Raw genomic sequence first — 22,158 nt, 5'->3', positions numbered from 1 at the left:
TTTGCAATGGCGCACTCGGCAGTTGGGCACGACGATCACCATCACCACCAGAGCTTCTTCGAACGTTGGTTCTTCTCGACCAACCACAAGGACATCGGCACGCTGTACCTGGGTTTCAGCTTCATCATGTTCATCATCGGCGCGGCGATGAGCGTGGTGATCCGCGCCGAGCTGGCACAGCCGGGCCTGCAGTTCGTCAAGCCCGAGTTCTTCAACCAGATGACCACCGTGCATGCACTGGTGATGATCTTCGGCGGGGTGATGCCGGCCTTCGTGGGCCTGGCCAACTGGATGATCCCGCTGCAGATCGGCGCGCCGGACATGGCCCTGCCGCGCATGAACAACTGGTCGTTCTGGCTGCTGCCGGTGGCCTTCAGCTTGCTGCTGCTGACCCTGTTCCTGCCCGGTGGTGCACCGGCCGGTGGCTGGACGCTGTATCCGCCGCTGTCGCTGCAGGGTGGCTACAACGTCGCCTTCAGCGTGTTCGCCATCCACGTGGCCGGCATCAGTTCGATCATGGGTGCGATCAACATCATCGCCACCGTGCTCAACATGCGCGCGCCGGGCATCGACCTGCTGAAGATGCCGATCTTCTGCTGGGCCTGGTTGATCACCGCCTTCCTGCTGATTGCGGTGATGCCGGTGCTGGCCGGTGCGGTGACCATGCTGCTGACCGACAAGTTCTTCGGCACCAGTTTCTTCAACGCCGCCGGTGGCGGTGACCCGGTGATGTACCAGCACATCTTCTGGTTCTTCGGGCACCCCGAGGTCTACATCATGATCCTGCCCGCGTTCGGCGTGGTCAGCGAGATCATCCCGACCTTCAGCCGCAAGCCGCTGTTCGGCTACCAGGCGATGGTGTACGCCACCGCCGCGATCGCGTTCCTGTCGTTCATCGTCTGGGCCCACCACATGTTCACCGTGGGCATGCCACTGGGCGGCGAGATCTACTTCATGTTCGCCACCATGCTGATCTCGATCCCGACCGGGGTGAAGGTGTTCAACTGGGTCAGCACGATGTGGCGCGGCTCGCTCACCTTCGAAGCGCCGATGCTGTGGTCGGTGGCCTTCGTCATCCTGTTCACCATCGGCGGCTTCTCCGGGCTGATGCTGGCCATCGTGGCCGCCGACTTCCAGTACCACGACACCTACTTCGTGGTCGCCCACTTCCACTACGTGCTGGTGACCGGCGCGGTGTTCGCGCTGATCGCGGCGGTGTACTACTGGTGGCCGAAGTGGACCGGGCGCATGTACAGCGAGAAGTGGGCCAAGGTGCACTTCTGGTGGTCGATCGTGTTCGTCAACCTGCTGTTCTTCCCGCAGCACTTCCTTGGCCTGGCCGGCATGCCGCGCCGTATTCCCGACTACAGCGTGGCCTTCGCCGACTGGAACCTGATCAGCTCGATCGGTGCGTTCGGCATGTTCGCCACCCCGTTCATGATGGCGGCGATCCTGCTGTCGTCGCTGCGCAATGGTGAAAAGGCCGAAGCGCGCAGCTGGGAAGGCGCGCGCGGCCTGGAATGGACGCTGCCGTCGCCGGCACCGGCACACACCTTCACCACGCCGCCGACCATCCGCCCGGGTGATCTGGCCCACGACGACATCACGCATTGAGGTGGGGCATGCATAACGAGAGCCCACTGCAGGCCTGTAGAGCCGAGCCATGCCCGGCTGACAACGCCTTCGCCCCCGGTCGAGTCGAGCCATGCTCGACTGACGAAAAGCAGCCGAGCATGGCTCGGCTCTACAACAGCCCGGGCGACGCCCCGGAAAACGGCATCGGGCAGCAACGCCAACGTGCCCGGCGCACTGCTGCCTGGGTCGGCGCGATCGCGGTGCTGGTCTACGTCGGCTTCATCCTCAGCGGGGTGATCGGGCGATGAGCGAGGCACCGGCCCGCCCGCCGTCACCCAGCGCCGGGCTGCCGCGCCTGATCGGCGTGGCGGTGGCGGTGTTCCTGCTGACGTTTTCGCTGGTGCCGCTGTACCGCATCGCCTGCGAGAAGGTGTTCGGCGTGCGCCTGGAGCGTGGCCCGGGTGGCGAGGCCAGTGCAGGTGCCGCGGCCGGCAAGCGCACCGTGCGCGTGGAGTTCGATGGTGGCGTCAATTCGCGCCTGCCGTGGTCGTTCCATCCGGAGCAGTTGACGATGGACGTGGTGCCCGGCGAACTCAACGAGGCGCTGTACTTCGCCCGCAACGACAGCGCGGCTGCGGTGGTCGGCAGTGCCGTGCCATCGGTGGCGCCGGCGCGTGCGTCGGGCTTCTTCAGCAAGACCGAGTGTTTCTGTTTCACCGCGCAGACGCTGCAGGCCGGCGAGAAGCGCGACATGCCGGTGCGCTTCATCGTCGATCCGGACCTGCCGCCGGAGATCAAGACGATCACCTTGTCCTACACCTTCTACCGCAACGACGCGTTGTCCGATCGGCTGGCCCCGGCCGCCACCTCGGAAGGCGCGCACGCCGCACCCTGACCCGGATACCGACATGTCCCAGACACCGACCGACGCCAACGTGTACTTCGTTCCGGCCCAGAGCAAATGGCCGTTCGTGGGTTCCATCGCGATGATGGTGACCATGGTGGGCGTGGCCAGCTGGCTCAACGATGCCAGCTGGGGACGCTGGACCTTCTATATCGGCATCGCAATGCTGGTGCTGACCCTGTTCTGGTGGTTCAGCGACGTGGTGCGCGAATCACAGGCGGGCCATTACAACCGCCAGGTGGATGGCTCGTTCCGGATGGGCATGGTCTGGTTCATCTTCTCCGAAGTGATGTTCTTCGGTGCCTTCTTCGGCGCGTTGTTCTACACCCGCAACCTGGGCCTGTCCTGGCTCAGCGGCGAAGGCCGCGGGGTGATGACCAACGAGCTGCTCTGGCAGGGCTATTCGGCCGGCTGGCCAACCAACGGCCCGGCGGCGATCGGCGGTGCGTTCCAGACCATTCCGGCCTGGGGCCTGCCGCTGATCAACACGCTGATCCTGCTGACCTCCGGCGTGACCCTGACCATCGCCCATCACGCGCTGAAGGCCGGCAACCGCCGGCAGCTGCTGATCTGGCTGGGCCTGACCGTGGTGCTGGGCCTGGGCTTCCTGACCCTGCAGGCGGAGGAGTACATCCACGCCTACAAGGAACTGAACCTGACCTTGGGCTCGGGCATCTACGGCTCGACGTTCTTCATGCTGACCGGCTTCCACGGCGCGCACGTGCTGCTGGGCACGATCATGCTGATCGTGATGTGGCTGCGTTCGGCCAAGGGACACTTCACCCGCGACAACCATTTCGGTTTTGAAGCCGCCGCGTGGTACTGGCACTTCGTCGACGTGGTGTGGCTGATGCTGTTCCTGTTCGTCTACGTGCTTTGATCAGGCGCGCATCGGTGGCCTCAGCCGCCGATGCCGTGCGGCTTGATCCAGCCCATGTAGATGCTCACGATCACCAGCAGGATCAACGCCACCGACACCGCGATGCGACGTGTCAGTGCGTTGACCGTGCGCTTGGTCTGGCCGCGGTCGACCAGCAGGTAGTACAGGCCGGCGCCCAGATTCCAGACGATGACGATCAGAAACGCGATTACCAGCAGGGTCTTCAGCGAATCACTCATGCGCGGCTCGAGGGCAGGGTGGATGTGCCTATCTGACCGCGTTTGCGCGGACTTGTCATGATGCGCCAGCACACGCGCGTGCTCGGATGGCTGCTGGCCGTGCTGGCGATGGCCGTTTTCACCGCATTGGGGCTGTGGCAGCTGCAACGCATGCATGCCAAACAGGCAACGTTGGATGCACAAGGCCCAGCGGTGGCACAGGCATTGCCGGTGGCGCAGGCCCTGGCAGCGCCTGGCGCGTTGCACGGTGTGGCCGATCATGGTCGCTTCCTGCCCGGCGTGGTGCTGCTGGACAACCAGACCCGGCATGGCCGTGCCGGCGTAAAGATCTACCGCCCGTTCCGCAGTGACGCAGGCAGCGTGCTGCTGGTCGACCTGGGCTGGCGCGCGCTGCCGCCGGATCGCACGCTGCCGGACATAGCGGCGCCGCCTTCGCCGGTGGCGGTGCGCGGGCTGCTGGCGCCGCCGCCGTCGGCGGGGCTGGTACTGGGGCCGCCGTTCTCCGCCACCGGTGAGGCGGGGCGCTGGCTGGCCAGCCGGTTGCCGGCCGAAGGGCTGGCGGCAGCGCTTGGCCTGCCAGCACTGCCTGAACGGGTGCTGCGACTGGACCCGGCGCTGCCCTTCGGCGACGAACGCGACCTGGACCTGCTGCCGAACACGCTGCCGCCGCAGCGCCACCTGGGCTATGCCGTGCAGTGGTTCGGGCTGGCCTTGACCGTGCTGGTGGTCGCGCTGGTGCTGGAACGGCGCCGGAGGCGCCCCATCGCCCGGTAGTGCCGGCCGCTGGCCGGCAATCCCTCGGTTTCCTGGATGCCGGCCAGCGGCCGGCACTACCGGCATCCCTTACCCAACCATGAGAAAATGCCCCGCATGAACACTGCTACGTCCCCGCAGGCGCGCGGCTCCGGTCGCCGGACCCTGGTGCTGCTGTTTGCCGTGTTCTTCGGCGCGATGGCGCTGGCTGCCGTGCTGCGCTTCTCCGGTTGGCAGCCGACCGGGCACCGTAATGCCGGCCAGCTGCTCAAGCCGCCGGTGGACCTGCGCCAGCAGGCACCGACCCTGGCCAATGGCCAGGCCTATCCGTGGAACCCCGAGGCCCGTACCTGGCGCCTGCTGGTGGCGCCGGCCGGTGCCTGCGACGCGCAGTGCGTCACTTTGTCGCAGGGACTGGGCAAGGTGTGGCAGCTGTTCGGCCATAACGCCGATAATGTCGAGATTCTGTGGCTGGGAACGCCACCGGCGTCGATCGCCTCGCTGCCCGCGTTGCGGCCGCTGGCTCCGTCGCCAGCCCTGCGCGCGGCCCTGCCTGGCGTCGATGATCCGGCGGGATTGCCGGTCTACGTGATCGATCCGAACGGCTTCGTGATCATGCGTCATGCCCCGGGCACCGACCTGGGTGGCCTGCGCAAGGACATGGCCACGTTGCTGAAACTGAAGTGAGTCCCGTTTGATGAGCCTTTCCGCGCGTCCGGCGCTGCACCGCAATTTCCACCGCCTGGCGTGGTTCGCCATGATCATGACCGCGAGCACGATCATGTTCGGCGCCTTCGTGCGCCTGTCCGATGCCGGCCTGAGCTGCCCGGACTGGCCGACCTGCTATGGCCGCGCCACCTGGCCGCAGCACATCGAGGAAACCGTTGGCCACCCGGCCGCGGAGATCCGCCCGCTGGAGACCCACAAGGCGTGGCGTGAGCAGGTGCACCGCTTCCTGGCCGGTGCGCTGGGCATCGAGATCCTGACCCTGGCCCTGCTGGCCACGCGCAAGCGGCGATTCGGAAGCACGGCGGTAGTGACCGCCTGCGTACTGGTGGCCGCCGGCATACCGCTGTACATGATGGGCTGGCATGGCACCGCCAGCGCGCTGGCATTGATCGGCGAGGCGATCCTGCTGATCGCCGCGCTGCGCTGGAGCAACATCGACCTGGCGCGCGCTGCCCTGCTGACCCTGGCGGTGGTGATCTTCCAGGCCCTGCTGGGCATGTGGACGGTGACGTTGTTGCTCAAACCCATCGTGGTGATGGGCCACCTGCTGGGCGGTATGCTGATGTTCGGCCTGCTGGTGTGGATGGCCTGGCGTGCCACGCACAGGCCGATCACCCTGGCCGAAGCCCCGACGCTGAAGTGGCTGCTGCGCATCGGCGTGGCGGTGCTGGTCACCCAGATCGCGCTGGGCGGCTGGGTCAGTGCCAACTACGCCGCACTGGCCTGTGGTGGTGGCAGCCTGTCGATGGACAACTTCCCGCGCTGCGCCAACCAGTGGTGGCCGCAACACAATTTCGTGGAAGGCTTCACGCTGTGGCGTGGCATCGGCGTGGATTACGAAGGCGGCGTGCTGGATGGCGCTTCCCGCATCGCGATCCAGATGGCGCACCGCCTGTTCGCGGTGGTGGTGGCGGTCTATCTGCTGTGGCTGGGCGTGCGCCTGTTCCGCCTGCCGAGCATGCGTGGCTGGGCCAGCGCGCTGATCGCGCTGCTGGTGCTGCAGGTCACCCTCGGCATCCTCAATGTGAAGTTGGCGCTGCCGCTGGAAGTGGCCGTTGCCCACAACGGCGTCGCCGTTGCCCTGTTGTTCGTGCTGGTCAGCCTGCTGGCCCGCCTGCGTGCCCCGGACTGATTCCATGTTTTCCAACTACCGCCAGTACTGGGACCTGACCAAGCCCAAGGTCGTCGCTCTCATTGTATTCACCGCCCTGGTCGGCATGGTCCTGGCCATTCCGGGGGTACCCAGCTGGGAACAGGTGCGTGCCGGCCTGCTCGGCTTCCTCGGTATCTGGCTGGCCGCTTCGGCCGCCGCCGCCATCAACCAGTTGCTGGATGCGCACATCGATGCGCAGATGGCGCGCACCTCGTGGCGTCCGCTGGTGGTGGGCAAGGTCAAGCCGTGGCAGGTGCTGGTGTTCGCCGGCGTGCTGATCGTGCTGTCGATGGCCATCCTGGTGCTGTGGGTGAACCTGATCACCGCGGTGCTGACCTTCGCCTCGCTGATCGGCTACGCGGTGATCTACACCGTGTACCTGAAGCGCGCGACCTCGCAGAACATCGTCATCGGTGGCCTGGCCGGGGCGATGCCGCCGATGCTGGGCTGGGCCGCGGTGACCGGCATGCAGGGCTCGTCGGACTGGGCGTACTCGTCACTGCTGGTATTGATCATCTTCATCTGGACGCCGCCGCATTTCTGGGCGCTGGCGATCTTCCGCCGCGAGGACTATGCCAAGGCGAAGATCCCGATGCTGCCGGTAACCCATGGCGTAGTGCATACCCGCAAGCAGATCATGGTGTATTCGGTGGTGCTGGCGCTGGTCTGCCTGCTGCCGTACCTGGTGGGCATGAGCGGCGCGTTCTACCTGGGCGGCGCGATCGTGCTCAATGCCGTGTTCCTCTGGTACGCCTGGCGCATGCTGGACCCGCCGGACGAACTGTTCTCGATGAAGATGTTCCACTACTCCATCGTGTACCTGATGGCGCTGTTCGCCTTCCTGCTGGTGGACCATTGGATCCTGCCCTGGTTGTGATCCCGGGGTCGGATCCCCGAAGGGGCTCTGCCCCCGCCTGATCCACGGCGCCACTCCAATGTAGAGCCGAGCCCATGCTCGGCTGAGGGTTGATCGGAGAAGCAGCCGAGGGGGGGCTCGGCTCTACACTTGATCTCTTCCGGCGGCGTCGCCATTGCTGTTCCTGACCCCAAGGAAAGGAAGGAGCAGGGATGCATTCGATCTTCCGCTGGACCGCCGCGCTGCTGCTGGCGCTGGGCGTGATCCTCAATGCGCATGCCGACGACACCGCTGCGCAGATCCGCCAGCATGCCGGTGACCACCGCATGCTGGTGCTGGGTGAGTTCCACGGTACCCGCGAGACGCCGTTGCTGGTACGCCAGCTGGTGGACGACTACAGCCGCAACGGCCCGGTCCTGCTGGCGCTGGAACTGCCACGTGCCGAGAACCCTGTGCTGCGCGCCTATCTGGAATCCGATGGCGGGGCCACGGCGCGCCAGCACCTGCACGGCCGCGCGTTCTGGACTGTGCGCGACGACCAGCATGATGGTCGCCGCAGCCGCGACATGCTGGCGATGATCGAAGGCCTGCGTGTGCTGAAGGCGCAGGGCCGCGCGATCGAGGTGGCCGGCTACGACGTCAACCACAGTGACGGCGGCAGCCAGGCCCGCGATGACCGCATGGCCGCCGAACTACGGCGCCTGTACCGGCGCCTGCCCGATGGCGCACGCATGGTCGTGCTGACCGGCAATGTCCACGCCATGCTGCAGCGGCCGGGCGGTGCGCCGCCGGAAATGCAGACCCGGCCGATGGCCTCGGCGCTGCGTGATCTGGACATCTACAGTGTGCGGCTGGGAGCACAGCGAGGTGAGACTTGGGCGTGCCTTGACCGATGCTCGGCCAGGCCATTGCCGGAACAGGCGGCGCGAGGGCCGCGGGTGGATACTCATGCGGGCCGGCAATACGACCTGTGGGTGTGGATGCCGCAGCTGAGCGTCGGCGCGTTGATTGACCCGTAGTGTCAGGCAATCCATCCACGCATGGCGTGGATCTACCCCAAACCATGGGTGACGTCGACCAGCAGTAGATCCACGCCATGCGTGGATGGGTCTCCCGATCCCGTGCATCCGGTGTCGGCTTCCCCTCCCCCAGGATTGCGCCGCGCCAAATAATCTACCGGGCAAGGTGTAGGGATTTGCCGCGTCGCTGACTCCCCGCGAGCCATGGATCACAGATGCGGATGGATCTGCCAGGCGGGACGATCCGGAGTGGATACACAGGACGTGCGAGATGACTCGCAATTCTGTGGAGCAATCAATGAGAAGCCACTTTTCTCTGCCCATCGTTCTAGGTGCCGCGGTTGCCTGCCTTGCCGGCAATGCTTCAGCGGAAGTGAAAGCATTGAGCCGGGCGAACTGTATCGGATTCATCAATGAATCCGTTACCTACGAACGGCCTCAGTTTCGTAACTTCCAGGGGTCGGCCGTCACCAGACACATCCCGCTGGGGAACATCGAACCAAAGCACGTCTTCGGTGCACCCAACAACGGACACTTCTCCTGGCGCTTCTACGCGGGGGATGGCTCCGATCCGGAGCGGATGGTCGTCCACGGCTATCACACATGGGTGCTGGACGGGCGTGTATTCACTCAGTCCACGAGCGCGGTCGACTGCCAACTTTCGGAGTGGTGAGCATCATGAAAAAGCTCGTTTGCATCGCAATCTCATTGGCGATATCGATGTCCGCCCACGCGTCCCAGTCGGGTACAGATCCCGATCCGGTGGGACGTTGGCTGCACCAGCGTGCCCTGCAGATGGCAATGCAGGATAAGGATTCGACTATGGGAAGGTTGTCCGCCGGCGTGGGCAGCTACCGCATCGTGCGATTGGCGGACCTGGACGCACCTGAAGAGGTGAAGCGTCAGCTTCGTGCTGACATCGCGCGATCCGAAGGGGTGGTGCGGGTTGCGGAGGGCAGTATCCCGACGCAGGCCCAGATGCTTGCGGCCCTGCCTCGACGTCACCGCTCGGCATCGGAACTGCGCCAGCGCCTGCCGCAGCCTCCCAGCGCGCTGCTGGCCAGCCCCTTGGGGCCGGCAGAATTGATTGGCATGGAGCCCAGTGGCGTGCTGGAGGGAGGGACGTCCTCGGGCCTCAGTCGCTTCTACCGGCTGGGGGGTGTCGGCATCGTGGAGTTCAGCGAGAACAACTTCCTCGCTGCGGGCACGCACATTGAAGCCATCGCCGAGGCGCAGAACACCACGGTCAACGGCGTACTTGCGCAGCTGAGGAAGCGTGCTGATGGCGTTGGCCACACCCGGGTGGAGCTTGCCTGGACGGGCCGCAGCAAGACCTACAGTCTGGTGGCCACGGGTGAAAAGGGTAGCGACGTGGAGCGTAACGCGCGGTTGCTGCACGACATCGCAGCGGCCATCGTGGATTAGTGGCGGAACGGGGAGCATCCACGCATGGCGGTACATCAGCCGAGCATGGGCTCGGCTCTACAGTAGATCCACGTCAGGCGTGGATGGTTTGCCCGCAACAACCCGCGCGCCCGGTCAGGGCGCGCGCCTGGCATACCGCTGCGCGATCACGCCGCAGACGATCAGCTGGATCTGGTGGTAGATCATCACCGGCAGCACGATGGCGCCCAGGCTGCCACCGGCGAACAAGACCTTGGCAATCGGCACGCCGGTGGCCAGGCTCTTCTTCGAGCCGCAGAACACGATGGCGATTTCATCTTCGCGGTTGAAGCGCAGGCGGCGGGCGATGAACGTGATCAGCGGCATGGCGATGCCGAGCAGCACGGCGGCGACCACCGCCACGGCCAGCAGCGACAGCAGCGGTGTCTTGCTCCACAGGCCCTCGGTGACCGCCTCGCCGAAGGCCGAATACACCACCAGCAGGATCGTGCCCTGGTCGGTGTAGCGCAGCAGCGCACGCTGCTTCTCCACCCAGCCGGCGATCCACGGCCGCAGCAGATGGCCGGCCACGAACGGCACCAGCAGCTGCAGCATGATGCCGCCGATGGCATGCAGCGGGTCGTGCACGCCGCCGGAGGTACCGGCCAGCGCGGTCAGCAGCAGGGGCGTGAGGAACACACCGAGGATGCTCGACAGCGAAGCGCTGCACACCGCTGCCGGTACGTTGCCACGCGCCATCGAGGTGAAGGCGATGGACGACTGCACGGTGGAGGGCAGCGTGCACAGGAACAGCACGCCCAGATACAGCTCAGGCGTCAGCAGCCAGCCCGACAGCGGCTTGAACAGCAGGCCCAGCAGCGGGAACAGGAGGAAGGTGCAGGCCAGGATGGTCAGGTGCAGCCGCCAGTGCAGCATGCCGCCGATGATCGATTCGCGCGGCAGGCGCGCGCCATGCAGGAAGAACAGCGCAGCGATGGCGACGGTGGTGACATCGTCGAGGACGATGGCGGCGGCGCCCTTCATCGGCAGCAGCGAGGCCAGGCCGACCGTGCACAGCAGGGCCAGGGTGAAATTGTCCGGTCGCAGGCGCGACCACCAGCGGGTCATGGTGGGCAGTGTCCTTGGTGCGGAGGGTTCAGGGCGAAGTGACCGGCGTGGCCAGGCGCTGGCGGGTGGCGGTTTCCAGCGACGTCAGGCCGGCGCGCTGGCCGAGCTGCAGGGCCTGCTCCGTGCTGGCGTGTTCGTAGCGTGCATTGACCAGGCCGAGCACGGCACCGGCGCGGTTGCCGGACGCGCAGTGCAGCAGCACCGGCCCCTGGCTCTGCTGCAGGGCCTGGTGCACGGCGCGCACGTTGGCGGCATCGAGCCCGTCGGCGCCGGCCACCGGGATGCGCACATAACGCAGGCCGAGTGATTCGGCGGCACGGGTTTCATCGAAGCCCCGGTCCTCGCCGGGCTGGCGCAGGTCGATCACCGTGCGTACGCCCTGTGCGGCCAAGGCCTGCAGCTGTGCGGCGCTGGGTTGGCCACCGGCATACAGGCCGGGGCGGACTTCGTTGAGCGCCGCATCTCCGGCCAGCGCGGCCAGCGGCAGGCAGAGCGACAACAACAGCAGGCAGGTCTGGCGCAGCAGCATGGTCTTCTCCGTGAAAACGTTCTGCCGCTACAGGCGCAGTCCTGCGCGCGCCTTCAGCAGCTCGCGCAGTTCGTACTTGTCAGTATCGTCCAGGCCCTGCTGGCGCTGCTTTGCCAACAATTCCTCCAGACGTTGCACCAGCAGCTTTTTCTCCAGCTGCGCCACGGCATCGTGCAGTTCCTGGGTCCAGCTGGCTTCGGTGCCGGGCAGCGTCTGTGCGGCCAATGTATGCAGCGAGGCCTGTTCCTCGCGGCCGTCGAAATGCTCCAGCAGGGCGCCGGTGCTGATGTCCGGGCGCTGTTCGACCAGCCCCAGCAGCTCCAGCAGCAGCTCCACGCCGGGCAGGCGCAGGCCCTGGAAGTGGTGCTTTCCGCCCAGTGTCAGCGCCAGCGAGGGCTGCTGCAGCAGTACGGCAATCGCACCGCGCACCAGGCTGCGCTTGGCCACCGGCTGGATCGCACGCGTCGGCGACCGCTGCGGCATCGGCGCGCGCGCAGCCTGCGCGTTGCCGCCGAGCCCGGTCAGCTGCGCCAGCTGCTGCTTCATCAGGTCGCCGAAGGCGCCATCGGGAATCTGCGCCAGCATCGGCTTGGCGCGCTCGGCCAGGCGGGCCTTGCCGTCCAGCGTGCCCAGGTTGATCTCGCGGGTCAGTTCATCGAAGAAGAACTGCGACAGCGGCGTAGCCTGCTTCAGGCGCTCGTTGAACGCCTCGGCGCCTTCCTTGCGCACGATGGTGTCTGGATCCTCGCCATCGGGCAGGAACAGGAAGAACGCCTGGCGGCCATCCTTCATGCGCGGCAGCACCGATTCCAGCGCCTTCCAGCCGGCGCGGCGGCCGGCGGCGTCGCCGTCGAAGCAGAAGAACACATCCGGCGCGTTGCGGAACAGCAGCTCGGCGTGGTCCGGCGTGGTCGCGGTGCCCAGCGTGGCCACCGCCTGGGTCACCCCGAACTGGAACAGCGAGACCACGTCCATGTAGCCTTCGACCACGATCAGCCGCTCGATCTTCTGGTTGGCCTGGCGCACCTGCCACAGGCCATACAGTTCGCGGCCCTTGTGGAACAGCGCGGTCTCGGGCGAGTTCAGGTACTTGGGGCCGTCGTCCTTCTCGAACACGCGGCCGCCAAAGGCGATCACCCGGCCACGGCGGTCGAAGATCGGGAACATCACCCGGTCGCGGAACTTGTCGTAGACGTGGCCGCGATCGTTCTTGGAGAACAGGCCGGCGCGGTCGAGCAGCTTCATGCGCCGTTCGTCCTTGCCCAGCGCATCGCGCAGGCCGCTGTAGCCGTCGGGTGCGTAGCCGATCTGGAAGCGCGCGCGGTTTTCCGCGTCCACGCCACGGCCGTCCAGATAGCTGCGGGCTTTTTCGCTGCCTTCCAGGTTCTTCTGGAAGAACTTGGTGGCCGCATCCAGCGCCGAGTACAGCTCGCGGCTGTCGTCCTGCTGCTGCGGGCTGCGCGGGTTCTCGTTGCGCGGCACGTCCATGCCGGCGCGCTTGGCCAGTTCATCCACCGCGTCGAGGAACTCGAGGCGGTCGTAATTCATCAGGAAGCTGATCGCGGTGCCGTGCGCGCCGCAACCGAAGCAGTGATAGAACTGCTTGGTGGGCGAGACCGTGAACGAGGCCGAACGCTCGTCGTGGAACGGGCAGCGCGCCGCATACTCCTTGCCCTGCCGCTTCAACGGCACGCGGCTGCCCACCACCTCGACGATGTCGGTGCGGGCCAGCAGGTCGTCGATGAAAGCGTCGGGAATACGGGCCATGGGCAACAGGACAGGGCGCGACCATCGGGCCGCGCGGAAGGGAAGGCAGGTTCCCTAGTCTACTCGCTGCCGGCGGCCGGGCCGGGATCTTCGGCGCGGGCCCGGGCCCGTTGCGCCCGGGCATACAGGCGTTCGTCGATCACCGCGGTCATCAGCGCGCCGACGAAGAACACCGCCGTGGCGTAGTAGATCCAGACCAGCGAGATCACCAGCGCGCCCATCGAGCCGTAGGCACTGCCGGGGGCCACGGTGGCGATGTAGACGCCGATGCCGTAGCGGCCCAGCGCGAACAGGGCCGAGGTGATGGCACCGCCGATGAAGGCCTGGCGCCAGGCCACGCGGCGATCGGGCAGGTAGTGGTAGAGGAAGGCGAAGGCCAGCGTGTACAGCAGCAGCGAGGTGAGGTAGCCGATGGCCGGCAGCACCGAGGGCAGCTGTGCAAACACCACCTGCAGTGCGGTGGTGGCGGTCATCGACAGGATCAGCAGGAAGCCCAGCGCCAGCACCACGCCGAAGGAGAACACGCGCTTGCGCAGCCACGCCTGGATGCCCTCCAGGCGCTGGCCGCTGGTGTGGAAGATGCGGTTCAGCGCGTTCTGCAGCTGGGCGAACACGGCGGTGGCGCCGACGAACAGCAGCAGCGTGCTCCACAGCCCGGCCAGCGAACCGACGCTGGGCTGGCTGTTGGCGTTGTGCAGCACGGTGTCGGCGACGCTGGCCACGCTGCTGCCGGCCACCGAGCCGATCTGGCCGATCAGCGCCTGCTGCGCGGGCGGGTACAGCGAGGCGGTCAGCCACAGCAGCAGCACCAGCAGCGGGGCCATCGACAGCAGGGCGTAGAAGGAGACCGAGGCGGCCTGGGTCAGCACGTCGATCTCGACGAAGCGCTTGGCCACGGCCATCGGGAAGCTGTCCTGCAGCTTTCCCAGGCGTGACCGGACGGCAGGTAGAAAGGCGCGGGGATGCGGCATCGAAGCAGGAGAGGGCAGGTGGATGGTGCTTTTTCTAGCAAATCAGGGCGTTGGGTTGGGTGAAGTGCCTATTCAGTACGCCGTGCGGCACATCGCCCGCGCTATCCTTCTGCCCGACCGCGGCTGTGCAGGGGAGCTGCCGCCGCGGTTTCCGCGGCCGGCTGCCGCTGCGCAGGGCCGCGACATTCCAATTTCTCTGCAAAAGGACGCGTTATGAAAGGGATGGTCTACACCACGATGGTGCTGCTGGCGACGGTGAGCGGCTCTGCGGCCGCGGCATCGGCCGCCTGCGAGAAGGCATTCAAGACGGTAGGGGATCCGCGCAACGGCGCGATGTACATGGCCGATGTGACCGTACCGGGGCTGAAGGTGCAGAGCGCGCTGGACCAGCTGCGGCAGATCGGCGCGGAGGACCAGTTCGAGATCGGCGGCCAGCTGGTGGAAGGCAACACCGGCAACCAGTACCTGATCCAGACCAAGGGACTGCGCACGCCGCTGGTGCTGATCGGCACGGCCGACCACACCGGCCGGGTGACCCTGGCGACCAAGCTGGCGCGTGGCCAGACGATCGGCCAGGACGAGGCGCGGCAGTCGATGTGCGCGATGCTGGACAAGCTGAAGGGCGGCAGCCAGGGCGAGGCGCTTGCCGCCGCAGCGCGCGCGAAGCAACCGATGCCGGCGCCGGAAGACGTGGCCGCACCGGACCTGTCCAAGAAGATGGGCAAGGAAGTGCGCAGCACGATGGCCGCCTACAACGCCGCCGGCAGCTTCAAGGACCTGATGCTGGGCACCACCACCAACAAGGAAGACCTGGGCGATCGCTCGGCCACCTTCCTGCCGCTGTACGCCAAGTATATCGGACGCCGGTATCGCATCGACGGCCAGGTATACACGGTCAACCGGAGCAGCTACGCCACCCGCCCCGGTGAAGTGGGCTCGATCAATTACCTGGTGACGCCGGAACGTGGCCTGCTGCGGATCCGCCAGAACGACACCTTCAACAACAACAACTACACCATCCGCTGCGAGTTCGCCCCGGACCAGGCGGCCAATTTCAGCATGCTGCGCGAGCGCGACTGGGCCAAGCTGGAAGGCGAGGTCAGCTCGGTGGAAGGCAGTTCGATGACCCTGCGCAACTGCCGCCAGGTGTAAGCGGCGACGCCCCGGCACGTCGTCATGACAAGGCCCGCATGTCGCGGGCCTTGTCGTGTGCAGCGGTCGGCGCGCGGATCAGCCGGCCAGGGCCTGCTTGACCAGCTTGGACACCAGGCCCATGTCGGCCTGGCCGGCCAGCCTGGGCTTCAGTGCGCCCATCAGCTTGCCCATGTCGGCGGCCCCGGTGGCGCCGGTCTCGGCGATGGCAGCCTGGATGGCGGCCATGATCTCGGCTTCACCCATCTTGGCCGGCAGGTAGGCTTCGATGACCACGATCTCGGCGCGCTCGATCTCGGCCAGGTCTTCGCGCTGGGCTGCTTCGTACTGGCTGACCGAGTCCTTGCGCTGCTTGACCATCTTGTCGAGCACGGCGATCACCGCGGTGTCATCCAGCTCGATGCGCTCATCCACTTCGCGCTGCTTGATGGCGGCGTTGATCAGGCGGATCACGCCCAGCTTGTGCTTCTCGCCCGCCTTCATGGCGGCCTTCATGTCTTCGGTGAGCTGCTGCTTCATGCTCATGAGGAACCTCGTGGTGGTGGTGGGGCGGGGCGGATGCCCGGGCCCGGAAACGCAAAAAGCCGGCAACGCTCGCGCGTGCCGGCTTCGGCTTCACCGCGGAAGGACAAGCCTGCCGCAATGAAGATGCGTCCGATCAGTACAGGCGCTGACGCTTGGTGACGTCGCGCGACGAGCGGCGCAGCTGACGCTTCACAGCAGCGGCGGCCTTGCGCTTGCGCTCCTGGGTCGGCTTTTCGTAGAACTCGCGCTTGCGGGTTTCGGCCAGCACACCGGCCTTTTCGCAAGTGCGCTTGAAGCGGCGAAGAGCAAACTCGAAGGGCTCGTTCTCGCGGACTTTGACGCTGGGCATGGAATCTCCGGGACACAGTAGAACCGGGTCACGCCCGGCGAGCCGCACATTATAGCGGCGAATAGACAAACTGCAAGCGGCCAACCCTGAATACGGGCCGGAAGTTCGAAAGCAGTGAGGTCTGCACATCCCCCGAGGGGGCGGCAGGGGCGTCATAATAGCAGGCATGCGAGTCCTTGGCATCGAATCTTCCTGTGATGAGACCGGCGTGGCGGTGTATGACACCGACCTGTCCGGCAGCGCGGCCCTGCGCGCCCATGCGGTCTACAGCCAGATCGCGCTGCACGCCGAGTACGGCGGTGTGGTGCCCGAGCTGGCCAGCCGCGACCACGTCCGCAAGCTGCTGCCGCTGGTGCGCCAGACCCTGGCCGAGGCCGGGCTGGGCGTGGGCGACATCGACGGCGTGGCCTATACGGCGGGCCCCGGCCTGGTCGGCGCCCTGCTGGTGGGCGCAGGCGTGGCCCGCTCGCTGGCCTGGGCGCTGGAGGTGCCGGCGGTGGGCGTCCACCATATGGAAGGCCATCTGCTGGCCCCGCTGATGGAAGATGACCCGCCGCAGGCGCCGTTCGTGGCGCTGCTGGTCTCCGGCGGCCACACCCAGCTGGTGGCGGTCGATGCCATCGGCCAGTACCGCCTGCTGGGCGAAACCCTGGACGACGCGGCCGGCGAGGCCTTCGACAAGACCGCCAAGCTGATGGGCCTGCCGTACCCGGGGGGCCCGCAGCTGGCCCGACTGGCCGAGCAGGGCACGCCGGGCGCGTACCGCTTCGCGCGGCCGATGACCGACCGCCCGGGGCTGGATTTCAGCTTTTCCGGCCTGAAGACCCAGGTTCTGATGGCCTGGCGCGACAGCGATCAGAGCGAACAGACCCGCGCCGACATCGCCCGTGGCTTTGAAGATGCGGTGGTCGAGACCCTGTCGATCAAATGCGAACGCGCGCTGGAAGCGGCCGGAACCAATGTGATCGTGGTGGCCGGCGGTGTCGGCGCCAACAAGCGCCTGCGTGCGCGCCTGCAGCAGATGGCCGAGCGCCTCGGTGGCCGCGCCTGCTTCCCGCGGCCGGCACTGTGCACCGACAACGGCGCGATGATCGCCTTCGCCGGCGCGCTGCGCCTGCAGGCCGGCCAGCACAGCCCGCCGAAGGTGGATGTGACCCCGCGCTGGGACATGGCGACCCTGCCGGCGGTCTGATCCGGCAGCGCCGCGCCACGCCCGGCGGACGTATTACCGACGCCCTGCCAAGGGCGACGCCGCCAACACCGTCGTCGCTCGCTCATGGCGTTGCAGCCAGCCCAGCGTATGCGGGCAGCGGGCGTGGATCAGCCGCCCGATCGCGGCCAGGTCGGCGCCGATGTCACGTTCCAGGATGGGCTCGTGGTGGGCGATGCGGTTGCGCAGGTGGCGGATGCGGTCGAGGTCAGCATGGATGTTCGTGCGGACTACGCTGAGAGCATCCTGTGGCGCGTTCGGCAACGCAATCTTCAAGCCCCGCGCCCAGATGGCTCCCTCGAAGCGCCGCGTGAAAAGCTGCTGCCAGAATGCGAAACGAAGGCTGGCGATGATCTCCGGAGTGTCCATCCAACGATCTGCCTGCCTATGGATATCCTGCAAGGCCGACAACGCGCCATCTGCTGGCATCCGCTGCAGCAGTGCAGGATGCCAGGGCCAGCGCGGCCCGAAGGCATGCGCCAGCGCCGCGGCCACCGCGTTGCGGATTACGATTTCGCAGACGTGCAGGGGGGATAGCAGCGCGCCGCACATCTGCATGTTCCATACGTAAAGTGAGGCGGCGTCCAAAGCGTGCCGGTATGCAATACGTTTGTACGTCGCCCACCGTGGGCGTGACAGCGCTGCCTGCAGGATTCGTTGCTCTCTCATCAAATACGGACCACATGGCGGATCATTAGCCTGCGCTGGTTGCCGCAGGCGTGATATCGGGCAATGCCGCTGCGTCAGGCAGCAGAATCCCTGTATCGCCTTGGGGTTCCTCCAGTATGTCGCGATTGACTCTGGACCGTAGAGGGAATGAACGTCATGATCGGCATCGTGTGCTCCGGGACTCGCGGCTGGATTCCAGCTCCCCCCGGGGACGTTGAGAGGTACCAAAGGGCCCCGCTAGCAGGGCCCTTTGTCTTTTATGAAGCCGTGTCCCTGCCGGCCACCCACCGCGCGTTCCGGGCAGGCTCACCGCCGTGCCGTTACCATGGCCGCCTGTATTCGTGCCGGTAAGCGCAATGGACAAGGTTTTCATCGAGGGGCTGACGATCGACGCCCTGATCGGGATCTACGATTGGGAGCGACGGATCCGCCAGGACCTGGTGTTCGACCTGGAAATGGGCTTCGACAACCGCCGCCCAGCGGCCACCGACGACATCGCCCACACCCTGAACTACAAGGCGGTGAGCAAGCGCCTGGAACAGTTCGTGCGTGAATCGGAGTTCGGCCTGGTCGAGACCCTGGCCGAGCGCTGCGCGCAGATCGTGCTGGACGAATTCGACGTGAAATGGCTGCGCCTGAAGCTGAGCAAGCCGGGTGCGGTGCGTGGCGCGCGCGCGGTGGGCGTGATCATCGAACGCTCGCGGGACTGACCCGGTCGTGTCGGCCGCCGGCCGGCGGCCTCGGCAACAACGAACAATGAACGGAGACAACTGATGGTGGACGCGGTGGTGGCGGTACAGTGGCTGGAAAAGCTGCGCAACACACTGGAACCCTATCCTGGCGCCTACCTGGCGTTGATGATCTCGGCGCTGGTGATTGCCGCCGGCCTGGCCAACTGGGTCACCAAGCGCATCCTGCTGCGCGGCCTTCGGCGCCTGCTCAGCCGCCTGCCGGGCGCCGACACCGGCCGTGGCAGCCATCTGATGCGGGTGATCTCGCGCCTGTCCAACGTGGTGCCCAGCCAGGTGATCGCTTCGGGTATCCGCATCGTGCCGGACCTGCCGCCGGGGCTGGTCGGCTTCATCATCGGCGCCTGCCAGGCCTGGGCGATCCTGACCGTGGTGCTGGCCCTCTCGCATGCGCTGGATGCGGCCAATGATCTCTACGAGCGTCGCCCCGAGGCACGCAACAAGCCGATCAAGGGTTACCTGCAGGTCGCCAAGATCGTCATCTTCGTCATCGCCGGTCTGTCGATCGTCGCCACCCTGGCCGGCGTCGACCTGCGCTATCTGGTCACCGGCCTGGGCGCAGCCACTGCGGTGCTGATGCTGATCTTCCAGGACACCATCCTGTCGCTGGTGGCCAGCGTGCAGATCAGCGGCGATGGCCGCGTGCGCATCGGCGACTGGATCGAGATGCCCAGCCAGAACGCCGACGGCGATGTCATCGACATCGCGCTGCACACCGTCACCGTGCAGAACTTCGACAAGACCATCACCACCATCCCGACCAAGAAGCTGGTGACCGAGTCGTTCAAGAACTGGCGCGGCATGCAGGAGGCCGGTGGCCGCCGCATCAAGCGCGCGCTGTACCTGGACCAGCACAGCGTCGGCTTCCTGGACGAGGGTGACCTGGCCTTTCTCGGCCAGTTCGCGCTGCTGCGCGACTACCTGCGTGAGAAGGAGCAGGAGCTGGGGCAGTGGAACGGGCGCCTGCGCGAACAGGGCGTGGCCGAGGTCAACAGCCGCCGGGTGACCAACCTGGGCACCTTCCGTGCCTACGTGGAGCGCTACCTGCGCAGCCATCCGGGCATCCATACCGACATGACCCTGCTGGTACGGCAGCTGCAGCCGACCACCGAGGGCCTGCCGCTGGAGCTGTACTGCTTCACCCGCAGCACCGCCTGGGGCGAGTACGAGGCGGTGCAATCGGACATCTTCGACCACCTGCTGGCGATCCTGCCGGCCTTTGGCCTGCGCGTGTTCCAGGCCTCCAGTGACGCCATGTTGATGGCCGGGCAGCGCCAGTTGGCCGGCTCGGAGTAAGCTGCGGTGCCCCCGGCGGGGCCATACGGTCCCCGCTGGTGGCTGAAACTGAATGAAGAAACCTCTCGCCAAACGGCTCGGGATCGCTAGAATGCCGGGCTTGTAAACGTTTTCATCAAGGACTGCCGGTGGCCTCCGATCGCATCGAATCCCTCATTGCCCAGATGACCGTCGAGGAAAAGGTCGGCCAGCTGGGTGTCTTCGCGGACATGGTCCGCCCGTTCGCCCCGGACGTGAACCCGGAAGCCAACGTGCGCAATGCCGACCAGGTGCTGCAGCAGGTGCGCGAGGGCAAGGTCGGCTCGCTCTTCAATGGTGTGGGCGCCGAGCTGGGCCGCCGCATCCAGCAGGTCGCCACCGAGGAGAGCCGGCTGGGCATCCCGGTGATCCTGGCCGCCGACGTCATCCACGGCATGCGCACGGTGTTCCCGATTCCGCTGGGCGAAGCGGCCAGCTTCGAGCCGGACCTGGCCGAGCGCACCGCCCGTGCCACCGCCATCGAAGCCACCGCCGCTGGCCTGCACTGGACCTATGCCCCGGCCGTGGACATCGCCCGCGACCAGCGCTGGGGCCGTGGCGCCGAAGGTGCCGGTGAGGACGTGGTGCTGGGCTGTGCGTTCGCCGCCGCCCGCGTGCGCGGCTTCCAGGGCAGCGACCTGCGCGCCGCCGATTCGCTGCTGGCCACGCCGAAGCACTTCGCCGCCTACGGTGCGGTGATGGCTGGCATGGAATACAACATGGTGGACATCTCGCCGCAGACCCTGCGCGACGTGCACCTGCCGCCGTTCAAGGCCGCCTTCGACGCCGGCGCGATCACCGTGATGTCCTCGTTCAACGACATCAACGGCGTGCCGGCCAGCGCCAACGCCGAGCTGCTGACCGACATCCTGCGCGGTGAGTGGAAGTTCCCGGGCGTAGTCATCTCCGACTACACCGCCGACATGGAGCTGGTCGCGCACGGCTATGCCGCCGACGACCGCGATGCCACCGCCAAGGCGTTCACCGCCGGCCTGGACCTGAGCATGCAGAGCGGCTTCTATGCCGAGCACCTGCCGGGCCTGGTCGAGAGCGGCGACGTGCCGATGGCGGTGCTGGACGAAGGCGTGCGCCGCATCCTGTGGCTGAAGGAAACCATCGGCCTGTTCGACGACCCGTACCGTTCGCTGGACCCGGTGCGTGAAGCGGATACCTCGCACATTGCCGCGCATGACGAGCTGTCGCGCGATGCCGCGCGTCGTTCGATCGTGCTGCTGAACAACCGCGACAACGTGCTGCCGCTGCGGAAGACGGGGCAGAAGATCGCCCTGATCGGTCCGTTCGTGCAGGACCGCGACAACATCGAAGGCTGCTGGACGCTGTTCGGCGACAAGCAGCGTTACGTGGACCTGGAGACCGGCGTGCGCGCCGCCATCGGCGACGAAGCGCTGCTGGAGATCGTGCCGGGCTGCGAGCTGGAAACCGCGATTCCGGGCGGCACCGAAGCTGCGGTGGCTGCTGCGCTGCGTGCCGACGTGGTGGTGCTGGCGCTGGGCGAACCGCAGCGCTACAGCGGTGAAGCGCAGTCTCGCGTGGAGATCACCCTGCCCCCGGCCCAACAGGCGCTGGCCGAGGCAGTGGCGATGACCGGCAAGCCGCTGGTGGTACTGCTGCGCAATGGCCGCGCGCTGGCGCTGCAGGGCGCGGTGCGCAATGCGCACGCCGTGGCGGTCACCTGGTACCTGGGCACGCAGACCGGCCATGCCGTGGCCGACGTGCTGTTCGGCGACTACAGCCCGTCTGGGCGCCTGCCGGTCAGCTTCCCGCAGGTGTCCGGCCAGCAGCCGTATTTCTACAACCACCCGCGCACCGGCCGCCCGGAACTGCCGACCATGTCGGAGTTCAAGGCCCGTTGGCGCGAGATTCCGAACGAGCCGCTGTACCCGTTCGGCCACGGCATCGGCTACACCACCTTTGCCTATGGCGTGCCGCAGCTGAGCGCGGCCCAGCTCGGCTGGGACGACACCCTGACCCTCACCACCACGCTGACCAACACCGGCAGCGTCGCTGGCGAGGAAGTCGTACAGCTGTACATCCACGACCGTGTGGCCAGCCGCGTGCGTCCGGTGCGCGAGCTGAAGGACTTCCGCAAGGTGGCGCTGCAGCCGGGCGAGTCCACCGAGGTGGTGTTCACCCTCACCCGCGAGCAGTTGGCCTTCACCGGCCGTGACGGCGTGCTGCGCGCCGAGCCGGGCGTGTTCGACGTATGGGTGTGCGCCTCGTCGGCCGCCGGTGAAGCGGTGCAGTTCGAACTGCTGAAGGCCTGATCGAAAAAAGGGGACGGAG

Annotated in this window: 24 protein-coding genes; 16 read left to right on the top strand and 8 right to left on the bottom strand. The window is 66.7% G+C overall.

The window, feature by feature from the left end:
* Positions 1-6 precede the first annotated feature (6 nt).
* From ctaD to ARC23_RS12140, 4 genes are read left to right on the top strand one after another with little or no spacing between them, the layout of a single operon-like run.
* Positions 7-1,614, top strand: coding sequence for a cytochrome c oxidase subunit I (ctaD, locus tag ARC23_RS12155; protein ID WP_057497455.1), 1,608 nt, complete (start codon positions 7-9; stop codon positions 1,612-1,614).
* A gap of 8 nt (positions 1,615-1,622) precedes the next feature.
* Positions 1,623-1,883, top strand: coding sequence for a hypothetical protein (locus ARC23_RS21350; RefSeq protein ID WP_057497454.1), 261 nt, complete (start codon positions 1,623-1,625; stop codon positions 1,881-1,883).
* Positions 1,880-2,470, top strand: coding sequence for a cytochrome c oxidase assembly protein (locus ARC23_RS12145; RefSeq protein WP_057497453.1), 591 nt, complete (start codon positions 1,880-1,882; stop codon positions 2,468-2,470). The genes ARC23_RS21350 and ARC23_RS12145 overlap by 4 nt, the downstream gene beginning before the upstream one ends.
* 13 nt (positions 2,471-2,483) lie before the next feature.
* A complete protein-coding gene (locus ARC23_RS12140) occupies positions 2,484-3,359 on the top strand; it encodes a cytochrome c oxidase subunit 3 (RefSeq protein ID WP_057497452.1) in 876 nt (291 codons plus the stop codon).
* A 20-nt stretch (positions 3,360-3,379) separates the two neighbouring features.
* Here the strand turns inward: ARC23_RS12140 and ARC23_RS12135 are convergent, their stop codons facing one another.
* Entirely contained in the window at positions 3,380-3,598 is a 219-nt protein-coding gene (locus tag ARC23_RS12135) for a twin transmembrane helix small protein (RefSeq protein ID WP_005412025.1), read from the bottom strand.
* A 57-nt stretch (positions 3,599-3,655) separates the two neighbouring features.
* Here ARC23_RS12135 and ARC23_RS12130 point away from each other — a divergent pair, with 57 nt between their 5' ends.
* The 7 genes from ARC23_RS12130 (at position 3,656) to ARC23_RS12100 (ending at position 9,533) form a co-directional block, all read left to right on the top strand.
* Positions 3,656-4,372, top strand: a complete 717-nt coding sequence (locus ARC23_RS12130) for an SURF1 family protein (protein WP_057497451.1) — start codon at positions 3,656-3,658, stop codon at positions 4,370-4,372.
* A gap of 96 nt (positions 4,373-4,468) precedes the next feature.
* Entirely contained in the window at positions 4,469-5,038 is a 570-nt protein-coding gene (locus tag ARC23_RS12125) for a hypothetical protein (RefSeq protein WP_057497450.1), read from the top strand.
* 10 nt (positions 5,039-5,048) lie between these two features.
* Entirely contained in the window at positions 5,049-6,212 is a 1,164-nt protein-coding gene (locus tag ARC23_RS12120; protein ID WP_057497449.1) for a COX15/CtaA family protein, read from the top strand.
* A gap of 4 nt (positions 6,213-6,216) precedes the next feature.
* A complete protein-coding gene (cyoE, locus tag ARC23_RS12115) occupies positions 6,217-7,110 on the top strand; it encodes a heme o synthase (RefSeq protein WP_057497448.1) in 894 nt (297 codons plus the stop codon).
* Positions 7,111-7,301: 191 nt separating this feature from the next.
* Positions 7,302-8,108 carry a hypothetical protein gene (locus tag ARC23_RS12110; RefSeq protein WP_057497447.1) on the top strand — a complete coding sequence of 269 codons (807 nt, stop codon included), beginning with the start codon at positions 7,302-7,304 and terminating at the stop codon, positions 8,106-8,108.
* 271 nt (positions 8,109-8,379) lie between these two features.
* Positions 8,380-8,781 carry a hypothetical protein gene (locus ARC23_RS12105; protein WP_152985264.1) on the top strand — a complete coding sequence of 134 codons (402 nt, stop codon included), beginning with the start codon at positions 8,380-8,382 and terminating at the stop codon, positions 8,779-8,781.
* 5 nt (positions 8,782-8,786) lie between these two features.
* On the top strand, positions 8,787-9,533 hold the full coding sequence (locus ARC23_RS12100; protein ID WP_152985263.1) for a hypothetical protein: 747 nt from the start codon (positions 8,787-8,789) through the stop codon (positions 9,531-9,533).
* Positions 9,534-9,647: 114 nt separating this feature from the next.
* Here ARC23_RS12100 and ARC23_RS12095 read toward each other — a convergent pair whose 3' ends face one another.
* From ARC23_RS12095 to ARC23_RS12080, 4 genes are read right to left on the bottom strand one after another with little or no spacing between them, the layout of a single operon-like run.
* Entirely contained in the window at positions 9,648-10,619 is a 972-nt protein-coding gene (locus ARC23_RS12095) for a bile acid:sodium symporter family protein (RefSeq protein ID WP_057497444.1), read from the bottom strand.
* Between the two features lie 28 nt (positions 10,620-10,647).
* On the bottom strand, positions 10,648-11,148 hold the full coding sequence (locus ARC23_RS12090) for a protein tyrosine phosphatase family protein (RefSeq protein WP_057497443.1): 501 nt from the start codon (positions 11,146-11,148) through the stop codon (positions 10,648-10,650).
* A gap of 27 nt (positions 11,149-11,175) precedes the next feature.
* The gene (dnaG, locus tag ARC23_RS12085; protein ID WP_057497442.1) at positions 11,176-12,915 is read right to left on the bottom strand and encodes a DNA primase; all 1,740 of its coding nucleotides are present in this window, start codon (positions 12,913-12,915) and stop codon (positions 11,176-11,178) included.
* 59 nt (positions 12,916-12,974) lie between these two features.
* A complete protein-coding gene (locus ARC23_RS12080; RefSeq protein WP_057497441.1) occupies positions 12,975-13,886 on the bottom strand; it encodes a YihY/virulence factor BrkB family protein in 912 nt (303 codons plus the stop codon).
* Between the two features lie 213 nt (positions 13,887-14,099).
* Between ARC23_RS12080 and ARC23_RS12075 the strand changes: the two genes are divergently transcribed.
* Positions 14,100-15,038 (top strand): hypothetical protein, encoded by a 939-nt coding sequence (locus ARC23_RS12075; RefSeq protein ID WP_238985241.1) that lies wholly within the window; start codon positions 14,100-14,102, stop codon positions 15,036-15,038.
* Positions 15,039-15,116: 78 nt separating this feature from the next.
* Here ARC23_RS12075 and ARC23_RS12070 read toward each other — a convergent pair whose 3' ends face one another.
* The gene (locus ARC23_RS12070) at positions 15,117-15,563 is read right to left on the bottom strand and encodes a GatB/YqeY domain-containing protein (RefSeq protein WP_057497439.1); all 447 of its coding nucleotides are present in this window, start codon (positions 15,561-15,563) and stop codon (positions 15,117-15,119) included.
* A 133-nt stretch (positions 15,564-15,696) separates the two neighbouring features.
* Entirely contained in the window at positions 15,697-15,912 is a 216-nt protein-coding gene (rpsU, locus tag ARC23_RS12065; RefSeq protein WP_002808376.1) for a 30S ribosomal protein S21, read from the bottom strand.
* A gap of 166 nt (positions 15,913-16,078) precedes the next feature.
* Here rpsU and tsaD point away from each other — a divergent pair, with 166 nt between their 5' ends.
* The gene (gene tsaD / locus ARC23_RS12060) at positions 16,079-17,104 is read left to right on the top strand and encodes a tRNA (adenosine(37)-N6)-threonylcarbamoyltransferase complex transferase subunit TsaD (protein ID WP_057497438.1); all 1,026 of its coding nucleotides are present in this window, start codon (positions 16,079-16,081) and stop codon (positions 17,102-17,104) included.
* A 33-nt stretch (positions 17,105-17,137) separates the two neighbouring features.
* Here tsaD and ARC23_RS12055 read toward each other — a convergent pair whose 3' ends face one another.
* Entirely contained in the window at positions 17,138-17,791 is a 654-nt protein-coding gene (locus tag ARC23_RS12055; protein ID WP_057497437.1) for a hypothetical protein, read from the bottom strand.
* Between the two features lie 356 nt (positions 17,792-18,147).
* Between ARC23_RS12055 and folB the strand changes: the two genes are divergently transcribed.
* From folB to ARC23_RS12040, 3 genes are all read left to right on the top strand, one after another.
* On the top strand, positions 18,148-18,501 hold the full coding sequence (gene folB, locus ARC23_RS12050; RefSeq protein WP_005415016.1) for a dihydroneopterin aldolase: 354 nt from the start codon (positions 18,148-18,150) through the stop codon (positions 18,499-18,501).
* A 63-nt stretch (positions 18,502-18,564) separates the two neighbouring features.
* Positions 18,565-19,836, top strand: a complete 1,272-nt coding sequence (locus ARC23_RS12045; protein ID WP_057497436.1) for a mechanosensitive ion channel family protein — start codon at positions 18,565-18,567, stop codon at positions 19,834-19,836.
* 128 nt (positions 19,837-19,964) lie between these two features.
* Positions 19,965-22,139, top strand: a complete 2,175-nt coding sequence (locus ARC23_RS12040) for a glycoside hydrolase family 3 N-terminal domain-containing protein (RefSeq protein ID WP_057497435.1) — start codon at positions 19,965-19,967, stop codon at positions 22,137-22,139.
* Positions 22,140-22,158: the final 19 nt, after the last annotated feature.

The organism is Stenotrophomonas beteli (assembly GCF_001431665.1).
Lineage (GTDB): Bacteria > Pseudomonadota > Gammaproteobacteria > Xanthomonadales > Xanthomonadaceae > Stenotrophomonas > Stenotrophomonas beteli.
The sequence above is the reverse complement of the archived record's forward strand: the minus strand, read 5'-3'. Positions and strand labels throughout refer to the sequence as shown.

What these genes read in the sequence shown, in the direction of transcription:
- ctaD (WP_057497455.1), top strand. Translation starts at nt 7, where the DNA reads ATGGCGCACTCGGCAGTTGGGCACGACGATCACCATCACCACCAGAGC.
- ARC23_RS21350 (WP_057497454.1), top strand. Translation starts at nt 1,623, where the DNA reads ATGCATAACGAGAGCCCACTGCAGGCCTGTAGAGCCGAGCCATGCCCG.
- ARC23_RS12145 (WP_057497453.1), top strand. Translation starts at nt 1,880, where the DNA reads ATGAGCGAGGCACCGGCCCGCCCGCCGTCACCCAGCGCCGGGCTGCCG.
- ARC23_RS12140 (WP_057497452.1), top strand. Translation starts at nt 2,484, where the DNA reads ATGTCCCAGACACCGACCGACGCCAACGTGTACTTCGTTCCGGCCCAG.
- ARC23_RS12135 (WP_005412025.1), bottom strand. Translation starts at nt 3,598, where the DNA reads ATGAGTGATTCGCTGAAGACCCTGCTGGTAATCGCGTTTCTGATCGTC.
- ARC23_RS12130 (WP_057497451.1), top strand. Translation starts at nt 3,656, where the DNA reads ATGATGCGCCAGCACACGCGCGTGCTCGGATGGCTGCTGGCCGTGCTG.
- ARC23_RS12125 (WP_057497450.1), top strand. Translation starts at nt 4,469, where the DNA reads ATGAACACTGCTACGTCCCCGCAGGCGCGCGGCTCCGGTCGCCGGACC.
- ARC23_RS12120 (WP_057497449.1), top strand. Translation starts at nt 5,049, where the DNA reads ATGAGCCTTTCCGCGCGTCCGGCGCTGCACCGCAATTTCCACCGCCTG.
- cyoE (WP_057497448.1), top strand. Translation starts at nt 6,217, where the DNA reads ATGTTTTCCAACTACCGCCAGTACTGGGACCTGACCAAGCCCAAGGTC.
- ARC23_RS12110 (WP_057497447.1), top strand. Translation starts at nt 7,302, where the DNA reads ATGCATTCGATCTTCCGCTGGACCGCCGCGCTGCTGCTGGCGCTGGGC.
- ARC23_RS12105 (WP_152985264.1), top strand. Translation starts at nt 8,380, where the DNA reads ATGACTCGCAATTCTGTGGAGCAATCAATGAGAAGCCACTTTTCTCTG.
- ARC23_RS12100 (WP_152985263.1), top strand. Translation starts at nt 8,787, where the DNA reads ATGAAAAAGCTCGTTTGCATCGCAATCTCATTGGCGATATCGATGTCC.
- ARC23_RS12095 (WP_057497444.1), bottom strand. Translation starts at nt 10,619, where the DNA reads ATGACCCGCTGGTGGTCGCGCCTGCGACCGGACAATTTCACCCTGGCC.
- ARC23_RS12090 (WP_057497443.1), bottom strand. Translation starts at nt 11,148, where the DNA reads ATGCTGCTGCGCCAGACCTGCCTGCTGTTGTTGTCGCTCTGCCTGCCG.
- dnaG (WP_057497442.1), bottom strand. Translation starts at nt 12,915, where the DNA reads ATGGCCCGTATTCCCGACGCTTTCATCGACGACCTGCTGGCCCGCACC.
- ARC23_RS12080 (WP_057497441.1), bottom strand. Translation starts at nt 13,886, where the DNA reads ATGCCGCATCCCCGCGCCTTTCTACCTGCCGTCCGGTCACGCCTGGGA.
- ARC23_RS12075 (WP_238985241.1), top strand. Translation starts at nt 14,100, where the DNA reads ATGAAAGGGATGGTCTACACCACGATGGTGCTGCTGGCGACGGTGAGC.
- ARC23_RS12070 (WP_057497439.1), bottom strand. Translation starts at nt 15,563, where the DNA reads ATGAGCATGAAGCAGCAGCTCACCGAAGACATGAAGGCCGCCATGAAG.
- rpsU (WP_002808376.1), bottom strand. Translation starts at nt 15,912, where the DNA reads ATGCCCAGCGTCAAAGTCCGCGAGAACGAGCCCTTCGAGTTTGCTCTT.
- tsaD (WP_057497438.1), top strand. Translation starts at nt 16,079, where the DNA reads ATGCGAGTCCTTGGCATCGAATCTTCCTGTGATGAGACCGGCGTGGCG.
- ARC23_RS12055 (WP_057497437.1), bottom strand. Translation starts at nt 17,791, where the DNA reads ATGAGAGAGCAACGAATCCTGCAGGCAGCGCTGTCACGCCCACGGTGG.
- folB (WP_005415016.1), top strand. Translation starts at nt 18,148, where the DNA reads ATGGACAAGGTTTTCATCGAGGGGCTGACGATCGACGCCCTGATCGGG.
- ARC23_RS12045 (WP_057497436.1), top strand. Translation starts at nt 18,565, where the DNA reads ATGGTGGACGCGGTGGTGGCGGTACAGTGGCTGGAAAAGCTGCGCAAC.